This is a genomic window from Acinetobacter sp. ABJ_C4_1, from assembly GCF_044538495.1.
In the GTDB taxonomy this organism is placed as follows: Bacteria; Pseudomonadota; Gammaproteobacteria; order Pseudomonadales; family Moraxellaceae; genus Acinetobacter; species Acinetobacter nosocomialis_A.
On record NZ_JBIUCQ010000007.1, the window covers coordinates 123,244 to 145,242 of the forward strand.

The following is a 21,999-nucleotide window of genomic DNA, read 5'->3' on the forward strand; positions in this document are numbered from 1 at the left end:
TAACTTCTCCACCTTGAGTTAGTTTGCAGAGAATTTTTCAAACAAGAAATTAGCAGGTTTGATATTTTCAGTTTCTAACCAACCACGTACCGCTTCTACCATTGGAACAGGTCCACATAGATAAACATCGACGTCGCCACCGTTTAACCAGTCACTTTCAATATGACCAGTGACATAGCCTTTACGTTCATGATTGCTCTCAGGACTTGCAACTACAGTTCGATACTCAAACCAAGAGAATTTCGCTTGCAACTCATTGAGTTTTTCTAGAGCAACCAAATCAAAGTCATTGGTGACACCAAAGACTAAGCGAACAGGTTGTTCTGAACCTTTTTCTTCAAGCACTTGTAACATCGACATAAATGGGGCAATACCAGTACCGCCTGCCAGCATCAGCACTGGACGCGCTACATTGCGTAAATAAAAGCTACCGAATGGACCAGTAAATGTCATTTTGTCGCCAGCTTGGGCATTTTTGCTCAGGAATTCACTCATTTTGCCGTTCGGTACGTTACGGACCACAAAGCCCGTTAAGCGATTGCCTGGTTTTGAGCTAAATGAATATGAACGTGTTTCGCCAGTTTCAGGAATAGCAACGTTGACGTACTGGCCTGCAAGGAAATGAATATCTGGTTGACCTTCATCAAGTTGAATATCAAATGTGATAGTTGAGTCTGATAAGTTTTCAACGCGGGCTAATGTACCTTGGAAACTATGAATTGCTGTTTTGCAAACATCTGACGAGGCTTGAATTTGAAATACGGCGTCTGAAGTTGGACGACATTGGCAAGCAAGAATATAGCCTTGCTCAGCTTCTTCAGGGGTTAATGCATCTTCAATATAGGTTTCTTCTGGCATGTCATAACTGCCGGACTCGCAAAATGCGCGGCAAGTTCCACATGCACCATCACGGCAATCCAAAGGAATATTAATTTTTTGGCGATAGGCTGCGTCAGATAGGGTTTCGCCTTGAGCTACGTTAATGAAACGTGTAACACCATCTTCAAATTGAAGTGCAACATTGTGGTTTGACATGGCATGTATCCTACAAAATATTTGAAACTTTTACCTTCAGCCAACAGTCCGTTTAACTGAGGGGGTATGTCTTAAAGGTGGTAGATATCAATCACTTGATTGATGTAGTCATTTTTCAAAACGACATACTTGCTCAAGATTTTTGGTTGATCACCTGAAAAATCGATCACATAACGTGACATACCGAAATAGCTGTAATTTGTCTTGTAACGGAAACTCAAGGTATTCCAGTTAAAGCGCACAGTAACTTTGTCGCCATCGCGCTCTACAACTTCAACGTTGGCAATATTGTGGCTTGTACGTGTGTCCGGCATGGTTGCAGATGAGCGCTCAGTTTTGATACGGAACACACGATCTTCTAAACCTTGACGGTCTGGATAATAAATAAGTGAAATTTCAGATTGCGGATCTTCAGTTAATCTATCGTCGTCGTCCCAAGCTGGCATCCAGAAAGAAGCTTCGGGTGCATAGCATTCAATCCAATCTTCCCATTGTTCATCATCTAAAAAGCGAGCTTCACGATAGAGAAACTGAGCAATATTTTCTAAAGTTGCTTTGTCTTGAGCACTCATGCTGTTTCTCCCTGATCAGCAATTTCTTTCTCTGATGCAATCGCGTGTTTCATGGTGTGTAACCAATATTGATGTTGGGCAAGATAAAGACCTTCATCTTCAGTTTTGATACCACTTAACATGGGTTTTAAACCGATTTCGTTCGCTGCATCGTCTGGTCCATAAATCCAGTGTTTTGAACCACGGCACATGTCATTCCATTCAAGTGCAATCCCTGCGTAGCCTGCCTGACAAGCACGGAATTCTTCTAAATCGTCTGGTGTTGCCATGCCTGAGGCATTAAAGAAATCTTCATATTGACGGATACGACGTGTACGAGCTTCAGGTGCTTCACCTTTAGGCGCGATACAGTAAATGGTGACTTCAGTTCGATTAACCGAAAGTGGGCGAAGTACACGAATTTGCGAACCAAACTGATCCATCAAATAAACATTTGGATAGAGACAAAGATTACGTGAACGCTCAATCATCCATTTCGACATCGCTTCACCGTATTTTTCGGTGTATTCGTCTGCTTTCGGGAAGTTTGGACGGTCTTCTGGGTTTGCCCATTGTGTCCAAAGCAACATGTGGCCATTTTCAAAGCCATACGAGCCACCGCCTTGTTTACCCCAAGAACCTGCACTCATGGCACGAATGTTATCGGCAGCTTGAGTTTCTTTACGGTGTTGAGTTGTTGCTGCATAGTTCCAGTGAACAGCAGAAACATGATAACCATCGGCACCATTTTCAGCGGTGAGTTTCCAGTTGCCTTCGTAGGTATAGGTAGATGAACCACGTAAAACTTCAAGGCCATGTTCAGACTGGTCAACAATCATGTCGATGATTTTGGTAGTTTCACCCAAGAATTCTTCAAGTGAAGGAACATCGGGATTTAAGCTACCAAATAAGAAACCTTTGTAGCTCTCAAAACGAGCCACTTTTTTAAGGTCATGTGAGCCTTCTTGGTTAAAGCAGTCCGAGTAACCAGCTTCGCTTGGATCTTTAACCTTGAGTAATTTACCTGAGTTGTTAAACGTCCAACCGTGGAAAGGGCAGGTATATGTTGCTTTGTTACCACGCTTGTGACGGCAAAGTTGTGCTCCGCGGTGTGAACACGCATTGATCATGGCATTGAGTTCGCCGTTACGGTTGCGGGCAATAATGACCGGCTGACGACCAATATAAGTCGTGTAGTAGTCATTATTATTTGGAATTTGGCTTTCATGTGCCAAGTAAACCCAGTTACCTTCGAAGATGTATTTCATTTCGAGGTCAAATAAGGCTTTGTCAGTAAAGACTGAGCGATGAAGTTTAAATTCACCTGTATCGATGTTATCGACAAGTAATTCATCAATACGGTCAAGATGGCTAGTATTGATTACAGGAATACGTGGCATGTCCGTTCTCCGACTTTCCAAAAGTGTGGAAGTCACCAAGGCCTTAGCTACGATCTACAAGGTCTTGATATCCTAATATTGTCAATGAAGCGCATGAGTGCGCTGGGTGTTTAACCGTGAATTGATGAAGATGAATCACTGGAAGATTGGCAAGAGGGCTTTTTCACAAAGCAATTCATCACTTCATCGGTTTGTTTCTTGTATATACCTTAAAAGAATGGTTAAACTGTGTCTAAGACTGAATTTGCATTTTTTTATATCTTAAAGGTATGGATGCCTTATGGAACTAAGACATTTACGGTATTTTGTGGCTGTTGTTGAAGAGCAGAGCTTTACAAAAGCTGCGGAAAAACTATTTATTGCTCAACCGCCTTTGAGTCGGCAAATCCAAAATTTGGAAAGTGAGCTTGGAATTCAACTCTTTGAGCGAGGAAGCCGCCCTTTACAGACCACACCAGCAGGGCATTTCTTTTATCAGCACGCTGTTAAACTTTTGTCGAACGCTGAAGAAATAAAAAGTATGACCAAGCGTATTGGTCTCATCGAAAGAAGCATGACCATTGGTTTTGTCGGGTCTTTACTTTATGGGTTGCTGCCTCGAATCATTTATTTATTTCGTCAGCAGCAGCCTCATCTGAATATTCAGCTCATGGAATTAAGTACAACCGAACAGTTACAGGCCTTAAAAGAAGGACGTATTGATGTCGGTTTCGGACGTTTAAGAATTAGTGATCCTGCTGTGAGACGTATTTTGCTACGTAAAGAACGCTTGGTGGTTGCTGCGCATACGAGTCATCCTATTGCACAGCGTACGGAAGGGGTATATCTGGCCGATCTCATTGATGAAAAGATGTTTATGTATCCCACCTCGCCGAAACCTAATTTTTCGACTCAGCTTTTGAATATTTTTGCCGAACATAGTTTAGTTCCGAAAAATATGCATGAGATACGAGAAATTCAACTGGCTTTGGGCTTAGTCGCAGCGGGAGAAGGGATTTGCATTATTCCAGCAAGTGCCGATACCATTCGATTTCCACACTTAAACTATATTCCGATTTTAGATAATGGCGCGGTCAGCCCAATCTTTATTACAGCACGGGCAATGGACCGAAGTGAAGATTTACAGTCATTGTTTGATTGTATTTATCAGGTTTATGACTTAGAAGGGATACCTTATCAACGGACTGTCTTTACACTTGATCAGAATCCGATAGATGATTCAAATGGTATCGACTTTTAAATAAAGGAGGTGCATAGCCTCAAAAGCTGAAGCTATGCGGAGTATTTATATTTTATTGCACTTTCGCTGGGAAACCATCTTCTTCAAGTGCTTCGGTAATTTTATCGACGCTTTCACTGCTTTCAACAGTCACGATTTTGGTCGCTAAATCTACATCTACTTTTGCATTTGGGTCGATATCTTGAATCGTCGCAGTCACACCACGTGCGCAGCCACCACAAGTCATATTTTCAATAAGTAGTTTCATATTCATACTCCATCAAGAATGAGATGTTTGTTTGTATAACACTGAGTCTAAACCTTGTCATGATTGTAAGGTCAAGACCAAATTTTTAAAAAAATATGCTTGACCTTCCCATGATGGGAATCTGTATGCTCAATACAGAATATTAAATTTTGCAGATTTGCAGAGGTGTTTGATGGACTCAAAAACCACAAAATTGCCAGCATATAGTGAAACACTCTCAATTGAGGGCATGACTTGTGCCTCCTGTGTAGGACGTGTCGAAAAAGCACTTAAGAAAGTTGAAAATGTAGAGATTGCCAATGTTAATTTGGCAACAGAGAAAGCTGTTGTTTATTCAAATCAACCGATTCAGCGCGAAGCACTGGTTAAAGCAGTTGAACGAGCAGGTTATGATGTTCCAAAAGCTGCACCAATAGAGTTGTCTATTGAGGGTATGACCTGTGCATCTTGTGTTGTACGCGTTGAAAAAGCCCTTAAAAAAGTAGACGGCGTTCAAGAAGCCACAGTTAACTTAGCAACAGAGCAGGCTTGGGTACAAGCAGATTCCTCAGTCAATGTTGAAGACTTAATTCGCGCTGTGAAAAAAGCAGGATATGACGCGAAAGCATCTGAAAAAAATCAAGATGAACAACTCGATAAAAAAGCTTCAGAGTTAGACCAGCTTAAAAAAGATTTGATCATTTCGATTGTGTTAGCCTTACCTGTGTTTATTTTGGAAATGGGTTCACATCTCATTCCAGCTTTTCACATGTGGGTCATGCACACCATTGGTCAATACAATAGCTGGCTTTTACAGTTTGTTTTGACCACATTAGTACTCGTTTTTCCTGGTCGCCGTTTTTACCAAAAAGGGATTCCAGCCTTATGGCGTTTGGCACCAGATATGAACTCGCTAGTCGCTGTTGGAACTTTAGCTGCCTACAGTTTCTCAGTCGTGGCAACCTTTATGCCGCAGGTATTACCACAAGGCACGGTCAATGTTTACTTTGAAGCGGCTGCTGTAATTGTCAGTTTGATTTTACTCGGACGTTATTTTGAAGCAAAAGCTAAAGGACGTACTTCGCAAGCGATTCAACATTTAGTGGGAATGCAGCCAAAAACAGCCCGTATCCAGCGTGACGGTCAAGTGGTGGAAGTTGCAGTTGCCGAAGTGGCTAGTGGAACTATTGTAGAAATTCGCCCGGGTGAACGTGTGCCTGTCGATGGTGAAGTGGTTGACGGACACAGCTACATTGATGAATCTATGATTACGGGTGAGCCTGTTCCTGTTGAAAAAATAGTAGGGCATCAGGTGGTCGGTGGTACAGTCAACCAGAACGGTACTCTAAACATTCGGGCAACCGCAGTGGGTAGCTCATCTGTACTTTCACAAATTATTCGCATGGTTGAACAAGCCCAAGGTTCTAAACTTCCGATTCAGGGCTTAGTCGATAAAGTCACCATGTGGTTTGTACCTGTAGTGATGTTAATTGCTGCAATTACTTTCTTGGTTTGGTTTATTTTTGGGCCAGAACCTGCGCTCACTTTTGGATTGGTGAATGCCGTTGCAGTACTGATTATTGCATGTCCTTGTGCGATGGGACTTGCAACACCAACTTCTATTATGGTTGGTACTGGACGTGGTGCCGAGTTAGGTGTCTTGTTCCGTAAAGGTGAAGCTTTGCAACTTTTACAAGAAGCTCAAGTAGTTGCAGTTGATAAAACGGGCACACTCACCGAAGGTAAACCGACACTCACTGACTTTAATGTGCAATCAGGTTTTGAGCGTGAACAAGTGCTGACTTTGGTTGCTTCGGTCGAAGCCAAGTCTGAACATCCCATTGCTCTTGCGATTGTTCAAGCAGCAGAGAGTGAAGGCTTAAACTTATTACCAGTAACAGCATTTAACTCGATTACAGGTTCAGGTATTGAAGCAGAAGTTTCAGGCCAGAAAGTACAAATTGGCGCAGACCGTTATATGCACCAACTTGGTTTAAACACCAGCTCATTCCAAACGATTGCTGCTCAGTTAGGTGAAGAAGGTAAAACACCGCTTTATGTTGCTATCGATCAGCAACTTGCAGCAATTATTGCCGTGGCAGACCCAATTAAAGAAACAACCTATGCTGCGATTGAGACCTTGCATCAATTAGGTCTCAAGGTTGCCATGATTACAGGAGACAACCGTCATACGGCGCAAGCGATTGCTAAAAAGCTGAACATTGATGAAGTTGTGGCAGAGGTTTTACCTGAAGGCAAAGTAGACACAGTTCGCCAACTGCAAAAACAATATGGTCGTTTGGCCTTTGTAGGTGATGGCATTAACGATGCTCCAGCCCTGGCACAAGCAGATGTTGGCTTAGCCATTGGTACAGGAACAGATGTTGCCATTGAAGCAGCCGATGTTGTGTTGATGTCAGGTAGTTTAAAAGGTGTACCGAACGCAATTGCGTTAAGTAAAGCCACCATGCGAAACATACGTCAAAACCTGTTCTGGGCATTTGTATATAACGTTGCACTTATTCCAATTGCAGCAGGTGCACTATATCCAGCATTTGGTGTGTTACTTTCACCTATGTTTGCAGCAGGCGCGATGGCACTTTCTTCGGTTTTTGTTTTAGGCAATGCATTACGCTTAAAACGTTTTCATGCGCCAGTACAGTAAGGGTGCTGAAAATCAACTTTTGGTTTAAGATCATGACAGCAGGTCTTAAACCAAATTTGATATTTGAGGTGTGAGATGAATATCGGTCAGGCATCCAAACATTCGGGCATTTCAGCGAAAATGATTCGCTACTATGAAGAAATCGGTTTACTTGAAGCAGCTCAGCGTTCTGCTTCTGGCTATCGCATTTATTCAGAAACAGATCTTAAAACTTTAAACTTTTTAAAACATGCCCGAGAGTTAGGTTTTTCATCTGAACAGATGAAAGAGCTTATTTCGCTTTGGAAAAATACCGATCGGCAGAGTGCAGAGGTGAAAGCCTTAACCGTAAAACACATTGCCGAATTAAAACAGAAAATTGCCCATCTTCAAGAAATGGTCAATATTTTGCAGGCTTCAGCCGATGATTGCTGCGGCAACCAGCAAGCTTCTTGTGCCATTTTAGATCACATTGAAAAAGGTGTGGGTGTAAGCTAAGTTTTATTAAAATAAAAAAGGAAAAATCATGGCTTATACAGCTTCTTGTCTTTGTAATGGGATTCAACTGCAAATTAATGCCGAATTAGAACCCATTATGGTTTGTCATTGTACGCAGTGCCAAAAAGCCCAAGGTGCTGCTTTCGCTGCTATTACTCAAGTACAAAAAAGAGACTTAAATGTTGTGCAGGGTGAAAACCTGTTACAGGCTTATTTTGCATCGCCTAATAAAAAGAGAGTGTTCTGTAAAACCTGTGGTTCACCGATTTGGAGTGAACGTTTAGATAAACCTGAAGTGGTGCGTTTAAGGGTAGGACTCATTAATGAAGAAATATCGACGCGAGTTGTCTCTCATGCTTTTGTCAATTCACAAGTGAAGTGGTATCCAATTTGTGATGACGCTCGCCAATATCCAAATAGAGTAGAAAACCCTTAAATATTAAGGTTGGATCGTATTTTATTCATTTGTAAAAAAACGTGAACAAGACTAGCCATGAATAAATAATGTGCTATAACTGTACCTAAGGTAATCGTAATATCTCCTCGATCCACAGGGAAACTTGGGACAGGGCAAAAGATACGATAAGACCTTACATATAGCTAGCAAAGAGCATGTAAGAGATGGATAGACACAAATTTTAGATTGCTCACCGTTGCAGAAAAGCCCGTGAAACGGGCTTTTTTAATGCCTGTAAAAGCTATTCCTTATTTGTGAAGATCATAGATTTTTAAACTATTTATGAAAAAGTAATGTAAAAATAACAAAATATTTTAAATATACAGACTATTCTGTATTGCAATTTATTTTTATTAAAGGTACATTGAGTCAACGGTTTAAAGTTCAAGCTTAATAATGAACTCATGGTCGTTGTGGGAGATCTAAGAGCCTGCATTTTCCCCAAGATGCGGGTTTTTTTTATGCCTAAAGAAAAGTAGTTATTCATCTCATCTAAAATTTTAATTTTCTAATTCTTTGTTTTTTAAATTTTTAAAACCTACGAGCCAAATAGGTCGTAGGTTTTTACGCTAACTAGAAGTTAAGCACGATATGCCTGACAAGCTTGGGCGCATGCTAAACATGCTTTTGCACAAATCTGGCAATGCTCATGTTCGTGTTTACTACATTCAGCTGCGCAAAGTTGACATGCACTGGCACATAATTGCATAGCTTGTTCAGCAAGCTCCGAATGTCTTAACTCTAAAGATGTGCATAGCTGACAGGTTTCTACACACGTTAAACAGTGTTTAATACATTCACGCATCATATGCACATGTTCTTCTTGTAAACATGCTGAGGCACAATGTTTACAAGCAAACATACATTCAATGCATGCTTGAATAGAAGTAGATGCTTGACTAAACAGAGAAGGGGTTGGTTCTTGTGAGCTATTCATTTTAATATTCTCCTTTTGAAAGGCTATTATTAAAAAACCGAATATTTTTATCTTTTTTCATTTTATAAAATCATTTTTCCTATAGGGCACTTTGAAATGAAAGGTCTACAAATGCTCAATAAGTGATTAACCTCGTATAAGAATGTTACATGTACTTTTCTAATTAAAGTTTTGAAAATGATGAAGCACGAAGAAGAAATTCTTCAAAACCACACATAAAATTTATTTCGATATAATACTTTTGGCTAATTTTTTAATGAATGAAAATTAGGCAAATTATCAGTGTGAACTTTAAGGGCACACGTAATGGAAAACATTGAACAGTACGCTCACGGAGCTGAGCATGAAGTCCACGTACACTGCAAACGATCATTAAGTACATTAATACTGAGCCTGTTTATTTTAATTGCGACTGGTCGTTAAACGAAAAAGCACCCAAGGGTGCTTTTTCCGTATCTACTGACTTTGCTAGATAATTTTAAGAGCCTGTAAAGCCGCGCCGTTTTTTATAAGCTTTCCGATCATAAGAGGGAATATTGGACTTTTGAAGGTCAATAGCCAATTGTTTCTTACGTTGAAATTGCACTTCATTTAAAAGCGCATCATAGATTTTGGGGCGGTCAGTTTTAAACTTTTCTACATCCAATGGAATTTTACTTTGCTCTTTAACAATATACAAAACAGAACCATTGGCATTCGTTTCATATATTGTCCAACCAACCCGTACTGTATAAAGACCGGTTTTCTGATCCTTTCCTAAATAAGATTTAAAACCATCCGGATGTGGGCGAACATAAGCATTCATCATGCATCCTCCATCAACTATTTAATTCGATGAAAGCGGCGATTAATGAATTGATGGGGAACAATACATCTATTCAGTAAAATCACGATTTTCACTTGTATATATATTGATCAATTTAGCAATTTCAAGGCGTATGATATTTCTTTTCGATGGAGGAAAAATAAGAGAAGTTGATTGAAAAGCACTCAAAAATAACGACTTAATTTTAAAAGATAAATCATTAAGTAGTTTGAAGTCATTTTAAAATTAGAGTAGTATTTTTAAAAAATGTGTGACGAATTTTGCAAATTTAAAATTGAACAAATTATAATGAACCAAGATTCACTTTTTAATAAGCTACTAATTTTAAAAAATAAAAAGTATTTGTAATATTTCTTGTTACAACGATTTTGTCGACAATATAGGACTGTTTTTGACATATTTCGCCTAGCGTAATCAATCGAGTTTTTAGCCTATGGTGTCATTTTTGTTTATTGGACTTGTGGTCACTATTTTGCTGACTCCAGGACCAACAAATACATTATTAGCCTCGGCTGGCATACAGGCAGGGGTAAAGCATTCACTTAAGTTAATTCCGGCAGAGGTAATAGGTTACCTAATCGCAATTACCTCTTGGGGTGTTTTACTTGAGTCAGTATCTCATTTCATTCCATGGCTTCCAGCCATATTAAAGCTGATCAGTGCGGGTTTCATCCTTTATCTTGCTTTTAAACTCTGGATGACATCGACTGAAGATATTAAATTAGACCGACCACTCATTACGCCAAAAGCTTTATTTCTTGCAACACTTTTAAACCCAAAAGCTTTACTCTTTGCTTCGGCGATTTTTCCACATGCAGCGTGGGAAAATCCGCATTTGTATTTTATTCACATTGTTGTGTTTTTATCTTTAATTACTCCAATTGCTTTTTTATGGATTATGTTTGGAACAGTCCTTATTTCAAATAAAGTAACTTGGTTAAATCAACGCAATTTACAACGTACAGCTGCATTTATTTTAACTTTCTTTGCCATGCCAATCGGCTATTCTGCGATTAGCTCATTTTAAACTTAACTCATTATTTATATTAAAAAATTTATTTTTCAGGAGATTTTTATGAAAAGATTAAAAGTAATTATCAAGGACCAATTTGATAAAGAATTAATTGCTTTGGCAAAAGTTAGACCCATGAATGACCATGTGCTTGAGCTTCATAAAAGTGTAGAACATATTGAAATTGATGATGAGATTATTCTACCCAACATGGATTTACTTTATGAAAATCCAAAAGATGGGAAAATTTATAAACTAGTTGGTCCATTCAGTGAGGAATAACTATTAAATTAAATTTAACAATAACCATGAGCAGAGTTTGTGTTTTATAGTCTTATATGGTGAAAATTAAGCCAAACTAACGTATAGACACAATTAAAATATTGAACATCTAAGGTCGTTATGGGACTATGTTTTTGCAAAAATGTGACCTAATCCTCATTTTTGCATTTCAGGACTAAGTGGTGTTCACTAAGCCCATTTCTTCAATGAGAAGTAGAAATGGGCTTTTTTTATTGCAAATTATTCTTTAAATGTTTCATCTAAAGCTTGTTGAACAGCTTCAATTCGAGATTTACACGCTTTATAAGCACTAATAGATTCTTCAACAATTTTCATTAAATTATCAATATCTGGGCTTTCCTGAGACTCAAGTAATTCAGCATTTCGTTTTAAGATGGCATGACCTTCTTTGAAAGACAGTTCTTTTTCATTCATTAGGAATTACCTCTGTAATATTGGCCTCAATAACACCATCTTGCATTTCAATAGTAACGGCAGAGCTTGAGATTTGATGAACAGAACGTATTGCTTTGCCTTCAGATCTTACAATTGCATAGCCTTTCGCTTGAATCTGTTTGGGATTTTGCAGAAGAATTTCTCGCATAAGCGCTTCGGTTTGCGTTAAAGAAAACTTAACCTGTTGCTGTGAAACAAATTGAATGCGTTCTTTCATTTGTTCGAGGAACTGGTGAGCAGAATTAAGTTGGCCTTGGGCTGAAGATTTAATATGTTGTAAATATTGATCACTCTTACTTTGATAAGTCGTAATTTGATGTTGAGACAAAAGTTTAATTGTTTGTAGGTTATCTACAGCTTCTTGTACACGTTCAACAATATGGTTGCGAATACCCGCAATCACTTTACTTGGAGTATCAAACGAACGGTGTGCGATCTCATCAAGGATAGTACGGTCTTTTTCATGTCCGATACCAACCCAAATCGGTACGCTACGTTTACAGAGTAGGGCCGCAAGCTCATAATCATTTAAATAAGCTAAGTCATTTACAGCACCACCACCACGAATAATTACAATCAGATCGGGGGGAAAGTTATAACTATTTGCCCATTGCTTTAACCCTGTTACCAATGACTCCATAAGGCTAACGGCAGCCGTATTTCCCTGAAAGGTCGCACTTTGATAAACAAAATGACAAACCCCATTTCGCTCAAGAGCATCTGCATCTTTTTTAAAGTCCCCCAATCCTGCAGCATTTTGAGGAGCAATCACTAAAACATTTTGAATATCAAAAGGAGTAGGGAGAAGTTTATTCTTATGAATTAAACCTTCTTGAGTTAAACGCTCCACAATTTGTTGATAACGTTTTGCAATTTCCCCAAGTGTAAAACTTGAGTCAATCTCTTCTATATTGACTGAAAATCCATATTGAGGATCAAAACGCGCTCTAATTTTAATTAAAACGTTTAAGTCGCTTGCTAACTCAATTCCTGTTTCTCGTTCAAACTTAAGAACAATTTTACTCGCTGAAAATTTCCAAATGGTTGCTTTACAACTGGCGATGACTTTATCCGTATCTGCATCTTTTTCTGCAAGCTCTAAATAGTAATGTCCACCTTTAATATTTAAATTACGAATCTCTGCTCTAACCCATACCGGTTCGTCAAATGTCAGGCGTATTACTTCCTGCACAGTGCCGAGATATTCGCTGAGTGAGAACTGGGGATCAGACATATAAACTATAAATAATTGGATGAAACTAGATAGTATAAAAGCTATCCAAGCAAGGCAATTGATGTCTATGAATATCGGGTTCTATTTAAAATAAATACAACAATTTAAAGAACTAAAAGTTAGAAATTGATATGCCAATTTAAACTAAATGGTTAAAATGAAAAATTAATAAAAAGATAATTGTTAATAATTACAACCGATTAAAAAATAAAGTTTGCTTTATAAAATATATAGGCGTATAAAGCTTACTTCCAATTGCGGGGTGGAGCAGTCTGGTAGCTCGTCGGGCTCATAACCCGAAGGTCGTTGGTTCAAATCCGACTCCCGCATCCAAAAATATTATGCTCTGTGATGTACTACTTTTCGTGATACGAACTCATGAAAAGCAATTAGCTTATAAATAACCCTATATCAAGCTAAATATTAAATTCTAGACGAATTGTCCATACCTTAAATCTAGCGTTCTAATTAAATACCGTCAAATCACATGAGCTCAGTAATGAGTGAATACGATTGTGAATATAGTAAATGAATGGCAAATTGCCACAGCCGTAAATGGCAATGAAATTAATGTGAGGATCATTCCTCATGTGCGTAAGCAAAACTCACTTGATGGCTATCGTTGGGTAGAAGTTGGAAAGAAAATTCAGCTTCAAACTGGTGAAGAAATCGAGTTAAACCAAGATGGTAAAAGCTTCTATGCCGGATTTAATCAACTTTATCGTTTAAATACATATTGTTGATAAAACCATGGTAATAAAGCGAGAAAACCTATCCCTTTTAAAGGAGATAGGTTTTTTTATATCTAATGGAAAAATAAATAATTAAAGTTATAAGCAAGTAAACTACATGAAAACGATAAAATTATTATTTTAACTATATTTAATAACTAAATTAACCGGCCCGCCAGAACTGACGGCCCATCACTTTAAAGTTTTTTCCGTTCTCTTCAGTGACACGGCGATCTCTAAATTTTTCATTTAAGCTATGCAAAATTAAAGAGCCATCTGCTTCTTTAAAAATTTGTTTAATCATTCCCTCGCCAGCGAAATAAACTGCATAGATTTCTCCATCAATCACTTCTGTCTGAGAAATATCAATACCGACCAAATCTCCATCTTTGATGTAATCGGTCATGCTATCGCCCTTAGCTTTAATAATGCGCATGCATTCCTGAGGAACACGCTTTTCTTTAAAGAAAGAAGCAGGGAAAGGAATTTTTCCATTAATTGCATCAAAGTGAAATTCGATTGATTCGCCTGTACCACAAGAAAAACTTGCTTCAACGACTTCAATCCACACATATTGATCTACTACATCACTACTGACAACGGTAGGACTAAATACATCACTTTCTCTAAAAGAATCTTCAGTGTTACCAGTAGTAAGCCAATAAGCGTCTACACCTAAAAACTGTGCAATGAGTGGAAGAAAAGCAGATTTTAAGTTCTTTCCCGATTCTAAAGCTTGATAAGCAGGCTGAGACATTTTTACTGCTTCAGCAACTTCTGCCTGAGTTTTCTTAGCTTTAATCCTTGAATCTTTTAAACGGTCTTTAAGAGCCATAATGATCGCACCAGCTAACTTATAACAAATATATAACTTAAGTTATATCTAGTAAAACAACTATAGTTATTGACTAATAATAACTATAGTTATAATATCAGTTATAAGAACTCATTGATAGAACGAATCAAATATTTTACTTAAGTATATTTTTAATTTTTATCAATGGCTTAGTAAGTAGTGATATTTATTCTGCCTCACTGGACGACAGAATATAAAAAATGGCGATAGTGAATCAGCGGTAGAGATCGGCTATCAAAAACAAAAAATGAAATAAAAAAAGCCCGATTCCGTGGATCAGGCTTAATGTTCGTCGATAAAGGGTATCAAGAACATGAAGAATCTAACAAAGAATTTAATGGCTCACAAAAGTTTCCGATATACGGCAGCGTGTTATCTCAACTTTTTGGTCAAAAAAGATAAGTCATTGATGTATGCCAGCTTTAAAGGACGTTTAAGCCATTAAACGCAGTTTTAATAGAAAAAAGAGCGGCTAGGCTAAACGTGGTTATGTAGCAGATTTTTATAAAAATATGAGAAATAACAATGGAGTAATCAAGGTTATTTTTCAAATTTTAAGTATGAGACAGGATTAAATTATGGAAAATTTTTTAACATTAAACGGACTAGCTTCTGCTTTTAAGCTCTATGGTACGGTCATGATGATTGCTTTAGCTGTGAGCTTAGTCGTAGCAGTGGTTCTAATCATGCGTTTCCCTCGTTCACCTCAAGAATGGGTAGTCGGTTTGATTTGCACTATTGTCTCAAGCTTGACTGGTGGCTCATTCATTATCATGAAATGGGACTTGCATGAATGGGTAACAGATATATGGGGCATGATCACTTTAGGTGGATTCTTCTTTATTTGTGGCTTACCTGGCTGGGCAATTGTGAGATGGATATTTAACTTCATTAATAAACAAGAAGGGAAAACCATTGTTGAAGTAATGAAAGACTTAAAAAAAGCAAAAGATGATATTCAAAGTTAATACTAACAGTGAGTTTTATAAATGAGGACAGTCCCATGAATATTGAACAATATTTAGATGCACTTATAAAACGTGAAGGTGGTTATGTAAATGACCTCCTTGACTCTGGCCATGCTACTAAATATGGCATTACACAAGCAGTTGCACGTAGTTATGGATATCAAGGTGAAATGAAAGATTTACCTTTAGAAATCGCAAGAGATATTTATAAGAGCCAATATTGGCTTGAGCCGCGATTTGATCAAGTTAATTTGATTAGTCCGATCATTGCTGAAGAGCTACTCGACACAGGAGTAAATTGCGGTATTGGTTTTACAAAACCACTTCTACAGCGTGCTTTGAACTTGTTAAACCGGCAAGGGAAAGAAGGTTGGGCGGATCTTAAATTGGATGGGGAATATGGACCCTCTACATTACAGGCTTTATCAATCTATATAAAGAAGCGCGGTAATGAAGGTGAACGGGTATTAGTACGTCTTCTGAATATTATGCAAGGCCAACGCTATATTGCAATTACCGAGAAAAATCCAAAGTATGAGCAGTTCTTTTATGGATGGCTTGCTAACCGTGTGAACTTATAAAAAGACCAACTTGTTAGAGCTGTTTTTAAGCATATAGGCTACAAAACATTTAACAAGCTGGTCCATTCTGCTTTTTATAGGAGTACAAACTTTTTATTGAGTAATAAGTAAAATAGCGAGAAGAAAGAAAATACAACCACTGACTTTATTCAGTTTTGCAAAATTATTTCCGGCAAGCATTTTCTCTTTAAAAATAGAAGAAAAGTTGGCATAAACTAAATGAATCAAAAATCCAATAAAACAAAAGGTTAAAGATAAAACCAGAAACTGATTTAATATTTCTTTTTTAATATCAATAAACTGTGGAAAAAGGGCAATGAAAAAGACAATTGTTTTGGGATTAAGTAGTGAAGCAAACAATCCTTGATAGAAAAGTTTTGATTTCTTTATACCTTTCTCATCATGTTCAGTTTCGAGTAAATCTTGTGTTGGGGATTTTTTTATGAAATTTTTATAGCCTAAATACATAAGGTAAAAGGCCCCAATAAACTTTAAGACCGTGAAGATCGTAGGATTACTGGTAATGATAAGCCCGACTCCACTTGCAGAAATCACAGCGATAATGAACATACCAATGATTAAACCGCTAATACCGAATAAAGCGGTACGAACACCATAGTTAATTGAATTTGTTACTGTAAATAAAACGCCTGGTCCTGGGCTTGATAATGTAAGAAAAGCAATGGTTATAAAAACTAAGAGACCATTCACGGAGTTACTTCCTGTTTATCATCAACATGTTAAGCTGCACACGTACTTTAAAGTAGAATAGGTAAAGTGTATATAGACAAGTCTGTATATTTTATAAAAAAGTAAAATATTTTAATTATTCCTAAAAGTAAGTATTTGAGTTTATAGCAAAGTTTAAAAATCTATAGAAGACAAAATTTTATCGTGTAAAAAAAATAAGATATATATAATTAATATATTGATGTTAAATTAATAAAATAATTTCTAAATAGTATTTAAAATCAATGAATAAGATGAGGGTGGGAAGGCTTGAATTAAGTAAAAAATCAATTAATCAAGATAGAGATTGCAATTCGTTAAGAAGCGTGTATAGTCGACTTTAACTACAAAAATATTCATGTAACCCTAAATCTCTCTTTTCGCAGTTTTATTTATAATCCTCCGTATATTATTAGATATTTAAGTAGAGTGTATATTTTTTAGTTTAATTGGTTCACCCAATAACAAATGATAATGTTTTTTAAAAAATTAGGATTAATTTATGTCTAATACTACTGGTACAGTAAAATGGTTTAATGAAACTAAAGGTTTTGGTTTTATTCAATCTGATGAAGGTAAAGATGTTTTTGCACATTTTTCTGAGATTCAAACACAAGGCTTTAAAGTTCTTTTAGAAGGTCAGCGTGTTCAGTTTACTGTGACACAGGGTAAAAAAGGCCCACAAGCTTCGAACATCACAATTGTGACGAATGCTTAAATAACGTAATTTAATGATTTTATTTGGTTTATTTTTTGCGATTTGCTCACTTAAATAACATGAAATCATCTACGTAGTTAAAAAACCCACTTCTTCCTTTGTGGGTTTTTTATATAAAATATTAAATAAGTTGATTATTTGTTTTATATAATATAAAAATTAAATTTATGTTTTATAAGTTAACATTATAACTGGTATAAAAATGGATATTTGTATTGGCGGTATTTTAAACGGTAAAGTAAGAAAAAATAATGAAAATTGTTTCTGTGTTGGAAACCCTCATTCAGATGATGTCACTGAGTATCACAAGCAATACTTTCATTTAGATGGAAAGCTTTTGTCATTTTGGGTGTGCAGTGAAATCAATTTTCAAGAAGCATCACGAATAGCCGAGAGTTTCTTAAAAAAAGAGCAAAGATCGTTAAGTGAATGTTAAATAAAAACACTTTAAGCTTGGTAACTATAATGCTTAAATCAGATAAGCTAAAAATAATTTTTAATTACATATTTTTAACAATTTAGATTAATTTGTTATTCATAACGTCATAAGTAATAGGGTAATCTTAGCTCAAAATATGATTTTGTTGTAAAATTAAACTTAACATTCATAAAAATTTATTAAATTTTTATTGTATTAACGGTCCATGACTTAAGTCATAAATAATATTTCTTTTTGTAGTATATCTAAAGGAAGGAAATAATTCTAAATGTTGAATATAGTACAACCTAATATTTGCTTTATTGGCAGCAGTAATTTGTCTTTAGCTTTAATTGGAGGTTTAGTTTTAAAAGGATTCCAAAAAGAAAAAATTAATCTTATAGAGGAAGTAAAGTTTGATAATGAAATTATTCTAAAGCAAAAACAGCATGAGGTAAAAAAGGCTGATATCGTTGTTCTATTACTAGACCCAAAAAACCTAAAAGCTATACTGGCGCCATTAAAAAAATGGCTAGCTGATAAAACGATAGTATCAATGATGGCTGGGGTTAATATTAAACAACTAGTAAGCATTACAGGTTCAAAAAAGATTATAAGAGTCATTTCTAACCCACCTGTATTAACTTATACGGGTACCCATGTGCTGATTGGTTCAGAATATCTAGAGCCTTTAGATAAAGAAGTAGTTGAGACAATTTACTCAGCAACAGGGAAGACCTATTGGGCAAACTCAGAATCGGAAAGTGATGCCATTATTGCTTTATCAGGTTCAGGCCCAGCGTACTTCTTTTATATTCTCGACAGTATGGTCAAAACAGGTGTTTCTATGGGGCTAGATAAGCAGTTCGCTTTAGATCTCGCACTACAAGCAGCCTCAGGTGCCGTAGACATGGTCCGTAAAAGTAACGTTCAGCCAAGTGAACTATGCGGGAAGGTGACACTGGCTAATGGAATTACCGAATCTGCTTTACGAATGTTTGAACTAGGAAACCTTTCCGACGATATCCGACTGGCTTTGAGAGCAGCTTATCATCGTAGTAAAGAAATAAGTCTAGAGATTAATGCTGACATTACTAGGCATAGCTTTAACTGATCACCCAGTACCTTTCAATTTTGAGATAACTTATATTTTGAAAGGTACTTTTATACTTTATAAGTCATTTAATGCCATAAAAATGAAGCATACAATTACTTATATTGGTTCATAATCAAAGCTGCTTTTATATGAGTATCTAGTTTAAATTATGGAATTTGCAAGAAATATTCCCAAATAATATAGCCCAAACCAAACCCTAGCATTGAATAGAGTGTGATAATAAATAATACAAAACTAGCTTTATTTTTCTTTCTTAAAAAATTCATGTTAGCTACCTCGTGTCTAGATGTTTACTATCATGAAGAAATACAATGTGTAATCATAGATACAGAATTTTTTCAAAAAAATATAACAGATGAAGAAGTGTTATAAATTTCTCTTTAATTAAGTTTTTCTTTATATTTGAAGTTGGAAAGACAATAAGGGTGTTAAGTTTAATTTTCAGTAAAAATAATATAAAAATAAGTTTCCTATTGATTTATAAGAATATTATATTGAGCGAATTGTTGAAAAATAATCATTTACAATTGAAAGAAAACATTTCTAATTGGTTAAAATTATTAAATAAAATTGCGGATCAGTTAACGGAATTTTAATTTTTTTGTGGTTCATTTTGGTGCCATTTTACATAATAAAGATAGTTTTTACATTGAAATCAAATTTGTTTTCACTCCATTACAATTAATTCTTCATAATCAAACTATGAATTTTTTTATTTTCAATTGTTTATAAGAATATTGAGGAGGAAGAAATGCCAAAGTATTTAGCTATAGCAGATAAAGTATACAAGGAAATTAAAAAAGACAATCTATTTACAGAAGACACCATTCAGAATTTAAACTGTTTAATTAGCTTAATTCGTAAAGCAATTAAAGGTACTGAGTTCAAACTGAAGTACAATTTTATAAATTTTGAAGAATGCTTAAATCAATTTAATAAAGAAAAGTCTGTTCATATTGATTTAAGTCTGATGCCAAAGTTTCAAAATGAAGGGGAGTTTATTTTATGGCTTGCTGGTTTCATTGAGCGAATGACAATTGGAGGTAAAGAAAAGTTGCCTCCAATTTCAAACTATATTCCGAAAGGCTTTAGAATTGATAAAGCCGAGATTCCTGTTGCTGCTGAACCAGCTAAAGAAGAAAATGCAGAGATGATCATTAATTACTTTAAATCTGAGGACTATATTAAAAACAATAAAATATCCTCATAAAATATAGAAGTATTCATCCACCATACTTCTATATCTCGCTGATAAAATTCAGCTACCGCCTTCTGGGGCGGTTTTTTTATTTAACAAGCTTAAATGATCAGCATATAAAAATTATCAAAAATGTCAGTAAATATGGAAATGTTTTATAAAGAATTAATAATGATTTAAAAAATAGTAAGTTAAAGATTATATTGTTATTTTTATTAAAATATTTTTCACATAAAAATACGTTTAAATTACGTATAGAAACATTTACTCGTACATAATTTTCAAAAAAATAGGAAGATGACGAGATGAATGAGAATGCTGAACTCATTAAATATTTAGATATTGCTGAAAATGTTTACGCAAATATTTATGAAAAGTACCAGATTACGGATAACCCTGTGACAAATCTCAATAGGGTTATGGCGGAAATTAGAAAAGAAGCTGAGCAAATCAATTTAAAGTTAAAATATAGCAAAATTGATTTTGAAGAATGTTTAAGTAAGCCTCTTTCTGAAAGAGAGATAAAAGTTGACTTAAGTCTACTGCCACGCTTTGAGTATCGAGATGAATTTATTTTATGGCTGGCTAATTTTATTGGAAATATTAGCGTGCAGAAGAAATTCATAAAACAAAACTATCAGTTTAATTAGCGCTATAAATTTTTAGTTCCCTAAAGCCTTAAATAAGTTTCTATAGATTAGCGATATAAAAAGAACAAAAAAGTGCACCTTTTAGAGGTAACTTTCATGAAGAATATTACGGAAAAATCGCTTTTTGATGTCTTTACACAACATCAAGCCTATCTTTATCGAGCCTCCTCAAGATCGGTAAATGAGCTTTTTAGATTTTTTAACGATGAAACACTCGTTATGCTTGATCGTTTGGCTGATTTAATAAAAGAGCTTAACCAGACTGAAAGGGCAGCTCTTGCAGGTGGCGAGTACACAACTCGTCAACTTAAAAATATCCAACTTGTTATTTCTGATTGGTTTAATTTAATGAGCAATGTGCTACTAGAAATGTTTGCTCATTCGGCAACGAGTTTGGCTGTTTATGAGTCAAATTATATGGCTAAGCTATTTGGTAAAGTCATTAAAGATTTAGAGGGAGAGCACCTCTATAAATTGATAAAACGAATTCCATTAGCTGGTGGTGCCTTAGTTGATGAGTTTTTGGCTCAAATTAGTGAGAATGCCCGTCAAAGAATTGAATATGTTATTCGAGATGGAATGAATACAGGCATGACACCTCAGCAAATTATTAGACGTATTACTGGTACGAAACGCCTTAAATATGAGGATGGATTGCTCAACAGTACCAAAATTGATATTGAACGAATTGTCAGAACCCTACGGAGCCATATTTCAAATCAGGTTTATTTATATAACTTTAAAAACTTTAATTTTGAATATGTCAGATTTGTGAGTGTACTAGACGGAAGGACATCTAAAATTTGTGCCGCAATTGATGGTTCAATTTGGAAATTGAATGACCCAGCGAAAAGGGTTCCACCTTTGCATCCCAATTGCCGGAGTATTCTGGTACCGGTAAGTAAGGACGGCAGGCTTATTGGGAATCGATCTTTTATTATGGATGAAAGGAGAGTGCGAGACATTCCTAAAGATGAGCGGGTTCAATTAATGGGCCAAATAGATGCAAATATTTCCTTCAAAGAGTTTTTCAAATTGACCGATAATTTTTTTCAAAAAGAATGGTTAGGTCCTAAACGCTATAAATTATATAAAGAAGGACAATTTGATTTTGATAAATTCTTTGATCCAAAGGGGCGGCTTTACACTCTGGATGAGTTGAGGGAACTCGATGAGCGAACGTTCAAAGTACTTGGACTGTAGCTTGGTAGAGACCAAAATTAACCTTTTGCAAC

25 protein-coding genes, 1 tRNA gene and 2 pseudogenes are annotated in these 21,999 nt (G+C 36.0%); 17 read left to right on the forward strand and 11 right to left on the reverse strand.

Features of this window, described 5'->3' with window-relative positions; all coding sequences use genetic code 11:
- Nucleotides 1-18: 18 nt before the first annotated feature.
- The 3 genes and pseudogenes from benC to benA all read right to left on the reverse strand — a co-directional run bounded on the left by benC (nucleotide 19) and on the right by benA (nucleotide 2,986).
- Nucleotides 19-1,035, reverse strand: a complete 1,017-nt coding sequence (gene benC / locus ACIF8R_RS10820; RefSeq protein ID WP_396480705.1) for a benzoate 1,2-dioxygenase electron transfer component BenC — start codon at nucleotides 1,033-1,035, stop codon at nucleotides 19-21.
- 52 nt (nucleotides 1,036-1,087) lie between these two features.
- Nucleotides 1,088-1,607, reverse strand: a pseudogene (benB, locus tag ACIF8R_RS10825) (benzoate 1,2-dioxygenase small subunit).
- Nucleotides 1,604-2,986, reverse strand: a complete 1,383-nt coding sequence (gene benA, locus ACIF8R_RS10830) for a benzoate 1,2-dioxygenase large subunit (RefSeq protein WP_396480707.1) — start codon at nucleotides 2,984-2,986, stop codon at nucleotides 1,604-1,606. Before benA ends, benB begins: the two are co-directional and overlap by 4 nt.
- A 106-nt stretch (nucleotides 2,987-3,092) precedes the next feature.
- Here benA and ACIF8R_RS10835 point away from each other — a divergent pair.
- Both ACIF8R_RS10835 and ACIF8R_RS10840 read left to right on the forward strand, forming a co-directional pair.
- A pseudogene (locus ACIF8R_RS10835) lies at nucleotides 3,093-3,222 on the forward strand (hypothetical protein).
- Between the two features lie 44 nt (nucleotides 3,223-3,266).
- Nucleotides 3,267-4,226 carry a LysR family transcriptional regulator gene (locus ACIF8R_RS10840; protein WP_000423280.1) on the forward strand — a complete coding sequence of 320 codons (960 nt, stop codon included), beginning with the start codon at nucleotides 3,267-3,269 and terminating at the stop codon, nucleotides 4,224-4,226.
- A 52-nt stretch (nucleotides 4,227-4,278) separates the two neighbouring features.
- Here the strand turns inward: ACIF8R_RS10840 and ACIF8R_RS10845 are convergent, their stop codons facing one another.
- Nucleotides 4,279-4,479 carry a heavy-metal-associated domain-containing protein gene (locus tag ACIF8R_RS10845; RefSeq protein ID WP_077164555.1) on the reverse strand — a complete coding sequence of 67 codons (201 nt, stop codon included), beginning with the start codon at nucleotides 4,477-4,479 and terminating at the stop codon, nucleotides 4,279-4,281.
- Nucleotides 4,480-4,645: 166 nt separating this feature from the next.
- Here ACIF8R_RS10845 and ACIF8R_RS10850 point away from each other — a divergent pair, with 166 nt between their 5' ends.
- From ACIF8R_RS10850 to ACIF8R_RS10860, 3 genes are all read left to right on the forward strand, one after another.
- Nucleotides 4,646-7,117: a heavy metal translocating P-type ATPase gene (locus ACIF8R_RS10850; RefSeq protein WP_396480709.1), complete on the forward strand. Its 2,472-nt coding sequence runs from the start codon at nucleotides 4,646-4,648 to the stop codon at nucleotides 7,115-7,117.
- Between the two features lie 75 nt (nucleotides 7,118-7,192).
- Nucleotides 7,193-7,594, forward strand: coding sequence for a Cu(I)-responsive transcriptional regulator (cueR, locus tag ACIF8R_RS10855; protein WP_004642046.1), 402 nt, complete (start codon nucleotides 7,193-7,195; stop codon nucleotides 7,592-7,594).
- A gap of 28 nt (nucleotides 7,595-7,622) precedes the next feature.
- Nucleotides 7,623-8,030 carry a GFA family protein gene (locus ACIF8R_RS10860; RefSeq protein WP_396480711.1) on the forward strand — a complete coding sequence of 136 codons (408 nt, stop codon included), beginning with the start codon at nucleotides 7,623-7,625 and terminating at the stop codon, nucleotides 8,028-8,030.
- Between the two features lie 601 nt (nucleotides 8,031-8,631).
- Here ACIF8R_RS10860 and ACIF8R_RS10865 read toward each other — a convergent pair.
- Nucleotides 8,632-8,988: a four-helix bundle copper-binding protein gene (locus tag ACIF8R_RS10865; protein ID WP_263613310.1), complete on the reverse strand. Its 357-nt coding sequence runs from the start codon at nucleotides 8,986-8,988 to the stop codon at nucleotides 8,632-8,634.
- Between the two features lie 478 nt (nucleotides 8,989-9,466).
- Nucleotides 9,467-9,796, reverse strand: coding sequence for a hypothetical protein (locus tag ACIF8R_RS10870; RefSeq protein WP_396480713.1), 330 nt, complete (start codon nucleotides 9,794-9,796; stop codon nucleotides 9,467-9,469).
- A gap of 451 nt (nucleotides 9,797-10,247) precedes the next feature.
- Between ACIF8R_RS10870 and ACIF8R_RS10875 the strand changes: the two genes are divergently transcribed.
- Together ACIF8R_RS10875 and ACIF8R_RS10880 are read left to right on the forward strand one after the other, a co-directional pair.
- Nucleotides 10,248-10,841: a LysE family translocator gene (locus ACIF8R_RS10875; protein WP_016804773.1), complete on the forward strand. Its 594-nt coding sequence runs from the start codon at nucleotides 10,248-10,250 to the stop codon at nucleotides 10,839-10,841.
- 48 nt (nucleotides 10,842-10,889) lie between these two features.
- Nucleotides 10,890-11,108: a hypothetical protein gene (locus tag ACIF8R_RS10880; RefSeq protein ID WP_311071823.1), complete on the forward strand. Its 219-nt coding sequence runs from the start codon at nucleotides 10,890-10,892 to the stop codon at nucleotides 11,106-11,108.
- Nucleotides 11,109-11,348: 240 nt separating this feature from the next.
- On the opposite strand, the gene xseB is transcribed toward ACIF8R_RS10880, so the two are convergent.
- Together xseB and xseA are read right to left on the reverse strand one after the other, a co-directional pair.
- Nucleotides 11,349-11,543: an exodeoxyribonuclease VII small subunit gene (gene xseB, locus ACIF8R_RS10885; RefSeq protein ID WP_263613313.1), complete on the reverse strand. Its 195-nt coding sequence runs from the start codon at nucleotides 11,541-11,543 to the stop codon at nucleotides 11,349-11,351.
- On the reverse strand, nucleotides 11,536-12,798 hold the full coding sequence (gene xseA, locus ACIF8R_RS10890) for an exodeoxyribonuclease VII large subunit (RefSeq protein ID WP_396480715.1): 1,263 nt from the start codon (nucleotides 12,796-12,798) through the stop codon (nucleotides 11,536-11,538). Before xseA ends, xseB begins: the two co-directional genes overlap by 8 nt.
- A gap of 256 nt (nucleotides 12,799-13,054) precedes the next feature.
- On the opposite strand from xseA, the gene ACIF8R_RS10895 reads away from it, so the two are divergent.
- Both ACIF8R_RS10895 and ACIF8R_RS10900 read left to right on the forward strand, forming a co-directional pair.
- A tRNA-Met gene (locus ACIF8R_RS10895) sits at nucleotides 13,055-13,131 on the forward strand.
- 179 nt (nucleotides 13,132-13,310) lie between these two features.
- Nucleotides 13,311-13,541 carry a hypothetical protein gene (locus tag ACIF8R_RS10900; RefSeq protein WP_025465682.1) on the forward strand — a complete coding sequence of 77 codons (231 nt, stop codon included), beginning with the start codon at nucleotides 13,311-13,313 and terminating at the stop codon, nucleotides 13,539-13,541.
- A 151-nt stretch (nucleotides 13,542-13,692) separates the two neighbouring features.
- Here the strand turns inward: ACIF8R_RS10900 and ACIF8R_RS10905 are convergent, their stop codons facing one another.
- Nucleotides 13,693-14,364 carry a LexA family transcriptional regulator gene (locus tag ACIF8R_RS10905; protein ID WP_002048763.1) on the reverse strand — a complete coding sequence of 224 codons (672 nt, stop codon included), beginning with the start codon at nucleotides 14,362-14,364 and terminating at the stop codon, nucleotides 13,693-13,695.
- 659 nt (nucleotides 14,365-15,023) lie between these two features.
- Here ACIF8R_RS10905 and ACIF8R_RS10910 point away from each other — a divergent pair.
- Nucleotides 15,024-15,353, forward strand: a complete 330-nt coding sequence (locus ACIF8R_RS10910; RefSeq protein ID WP_272480772.1) for a hypothetical protein — start codon at nucleotides 15,024-15,026, stop codon at nucleotides 15,351-15,353.
- A gap of 35 nt (nucleotides 15,354-15,388) precedes the next feature.
- A complete protein-coding gene (locus ACIF8R_RS10915) occupies nucleotides 15,389-15,934 on the forward strand; it encodes a glycoside hydrolase family 108 protein (RefSeq protein ID WP_396480717.1) in 546 nt (181 codons plus the stop codon).
- 93 nt (nucleotides 15,935-16,027) lie between these two features.
- Here the strand turns inward: ACIF8R_RS10915 and ACIF8R_RS10920 are convergent, their stop codons facing one another.
- Entirely contained in the window at nucleotides 16,028-16,645 is a 618-nt protein-coding gene (locus tag ACIF8R_RS10920) for a LysE family translocator (protein ID WP_263613319.1), read from the reverse strand.
- Between the two features lie 520 nt (nucleotides 16,646-17,165).
- Between ACIF8R_RS10920 and ACIF8R_RS10925 the strand changes: the two genes are divergently transcribed.
- The 3 genes from ACIF8R_RS10925 (at nucleotide 17,166) to ACIF8R_RS10935 (ending at nucleotide 18,913) form a co-directional block, all read left to right on the forward strand.
- Nucleotides 17,166-17,381 (forward strand): cold-shock protein, encoded by a 216-nt coding sequence (locus ACIF8R_RS10925; protein WP_236753953.1) that lies wholly within the window; start codon nucleotides 17,166-17,168, stop codon nucleotides 17,379-17,381.
- Between the two features lie 202 nt (nucleotides 17,382-17,583).
- Nucleotides 17,584-17,817, forward strand: a complete 234-nt coding sequence (locus tag ACIF8R_RS10930) for a hypothetical protein (protein WP_343569276.1) — start codon at nucleotides 17,584-17,586, stop codon at nucleotides 17,815-17,817.
- 271 nt (nucleotides 17,818-18,088) lie between these two features.
- The gene (locus tag ACIF8R_RS10935) at nucleotides 18,089-18,913 is read left to right on the forward strand and encodes a pyrroline-5-carboxylate reductase dimerization domain-containing protein (protein WP_343569277.1); all 825 of its coding nucleotides are present in this window, start codon (nucleotides 18,089-18,091) and stop codon (nucleotides 18,911-18,913) included.
- Between the two features lie 149 nt (nucleotides 18,914-19,062).
- Here the strand turns inward: ACIF8R_RS10935 and ACIF8R_RS10940 are convergent, their stop codons facing one another.
- The gene (locus tag ACIF8R_RS10940) at nucleotides 19,063-19,182 is read right to left on the reverse strand and encodes a hypothetical protein (protein ID WP_263613322.1); all 120 of its coding nucleotides are present in this window, start codon (nucleotides 19,180-19,182) and stop codon (nucleotides 19,063-19,065) included.
- 485 nt (nucleotides 19,183-19,667) lie between these two features.
- On the opposite strand from ACIF8R_RS10940, the gene ACIF8R_RS10945 reads away from it, so the two are divergent.
- The 3 genes from ACIF8R_RS10945 (at nucleotide 19,668) to ACIF8R_RS10955 (ending at nucleotide 21,967) form a co-directional block, all read left to right on the forward strand.
- On the forward strand, nucleotides 19,668-20,126 hold the full coding sequence (locus tag ACIF8R_RS10945; RefSeq protein WP_263613323.1) for a hypothetical protein: 459 nt from the start codon (nucleotides 19,668-19,670) through the stop codon (nucleotides 20,124-20,126).
- 293 nt (nucleotides 20,127-20,419) lie between these two features.
- Complete coding sequence (locus ACIF8R_RS10950) at nucleotides 20,420-20,764, forward strand: hypothetical protein (RefSeq protein ID WP_002048765.1); 345 nt, start codon at nucleotides 20,420-20,422, stop codon at nucleotides 20,762-20,764.
- A 96-nt stretch (nucleotides 20,765-20,860) separates the two neighbouring features.
- Complete coding sequence (locus tag ACIF8R_RS10955; protein ID WP_396480719.1) at nucleotides 20,861-21,967, forward strand: minor capsid protein; 1,107 nt, start codon at nucleotides 20,861-20,863, stop codon at nucleotides 21,965-21,967.
- Nucleotides 21,968-21,999 lie beyond the last annotated feature (32 nt).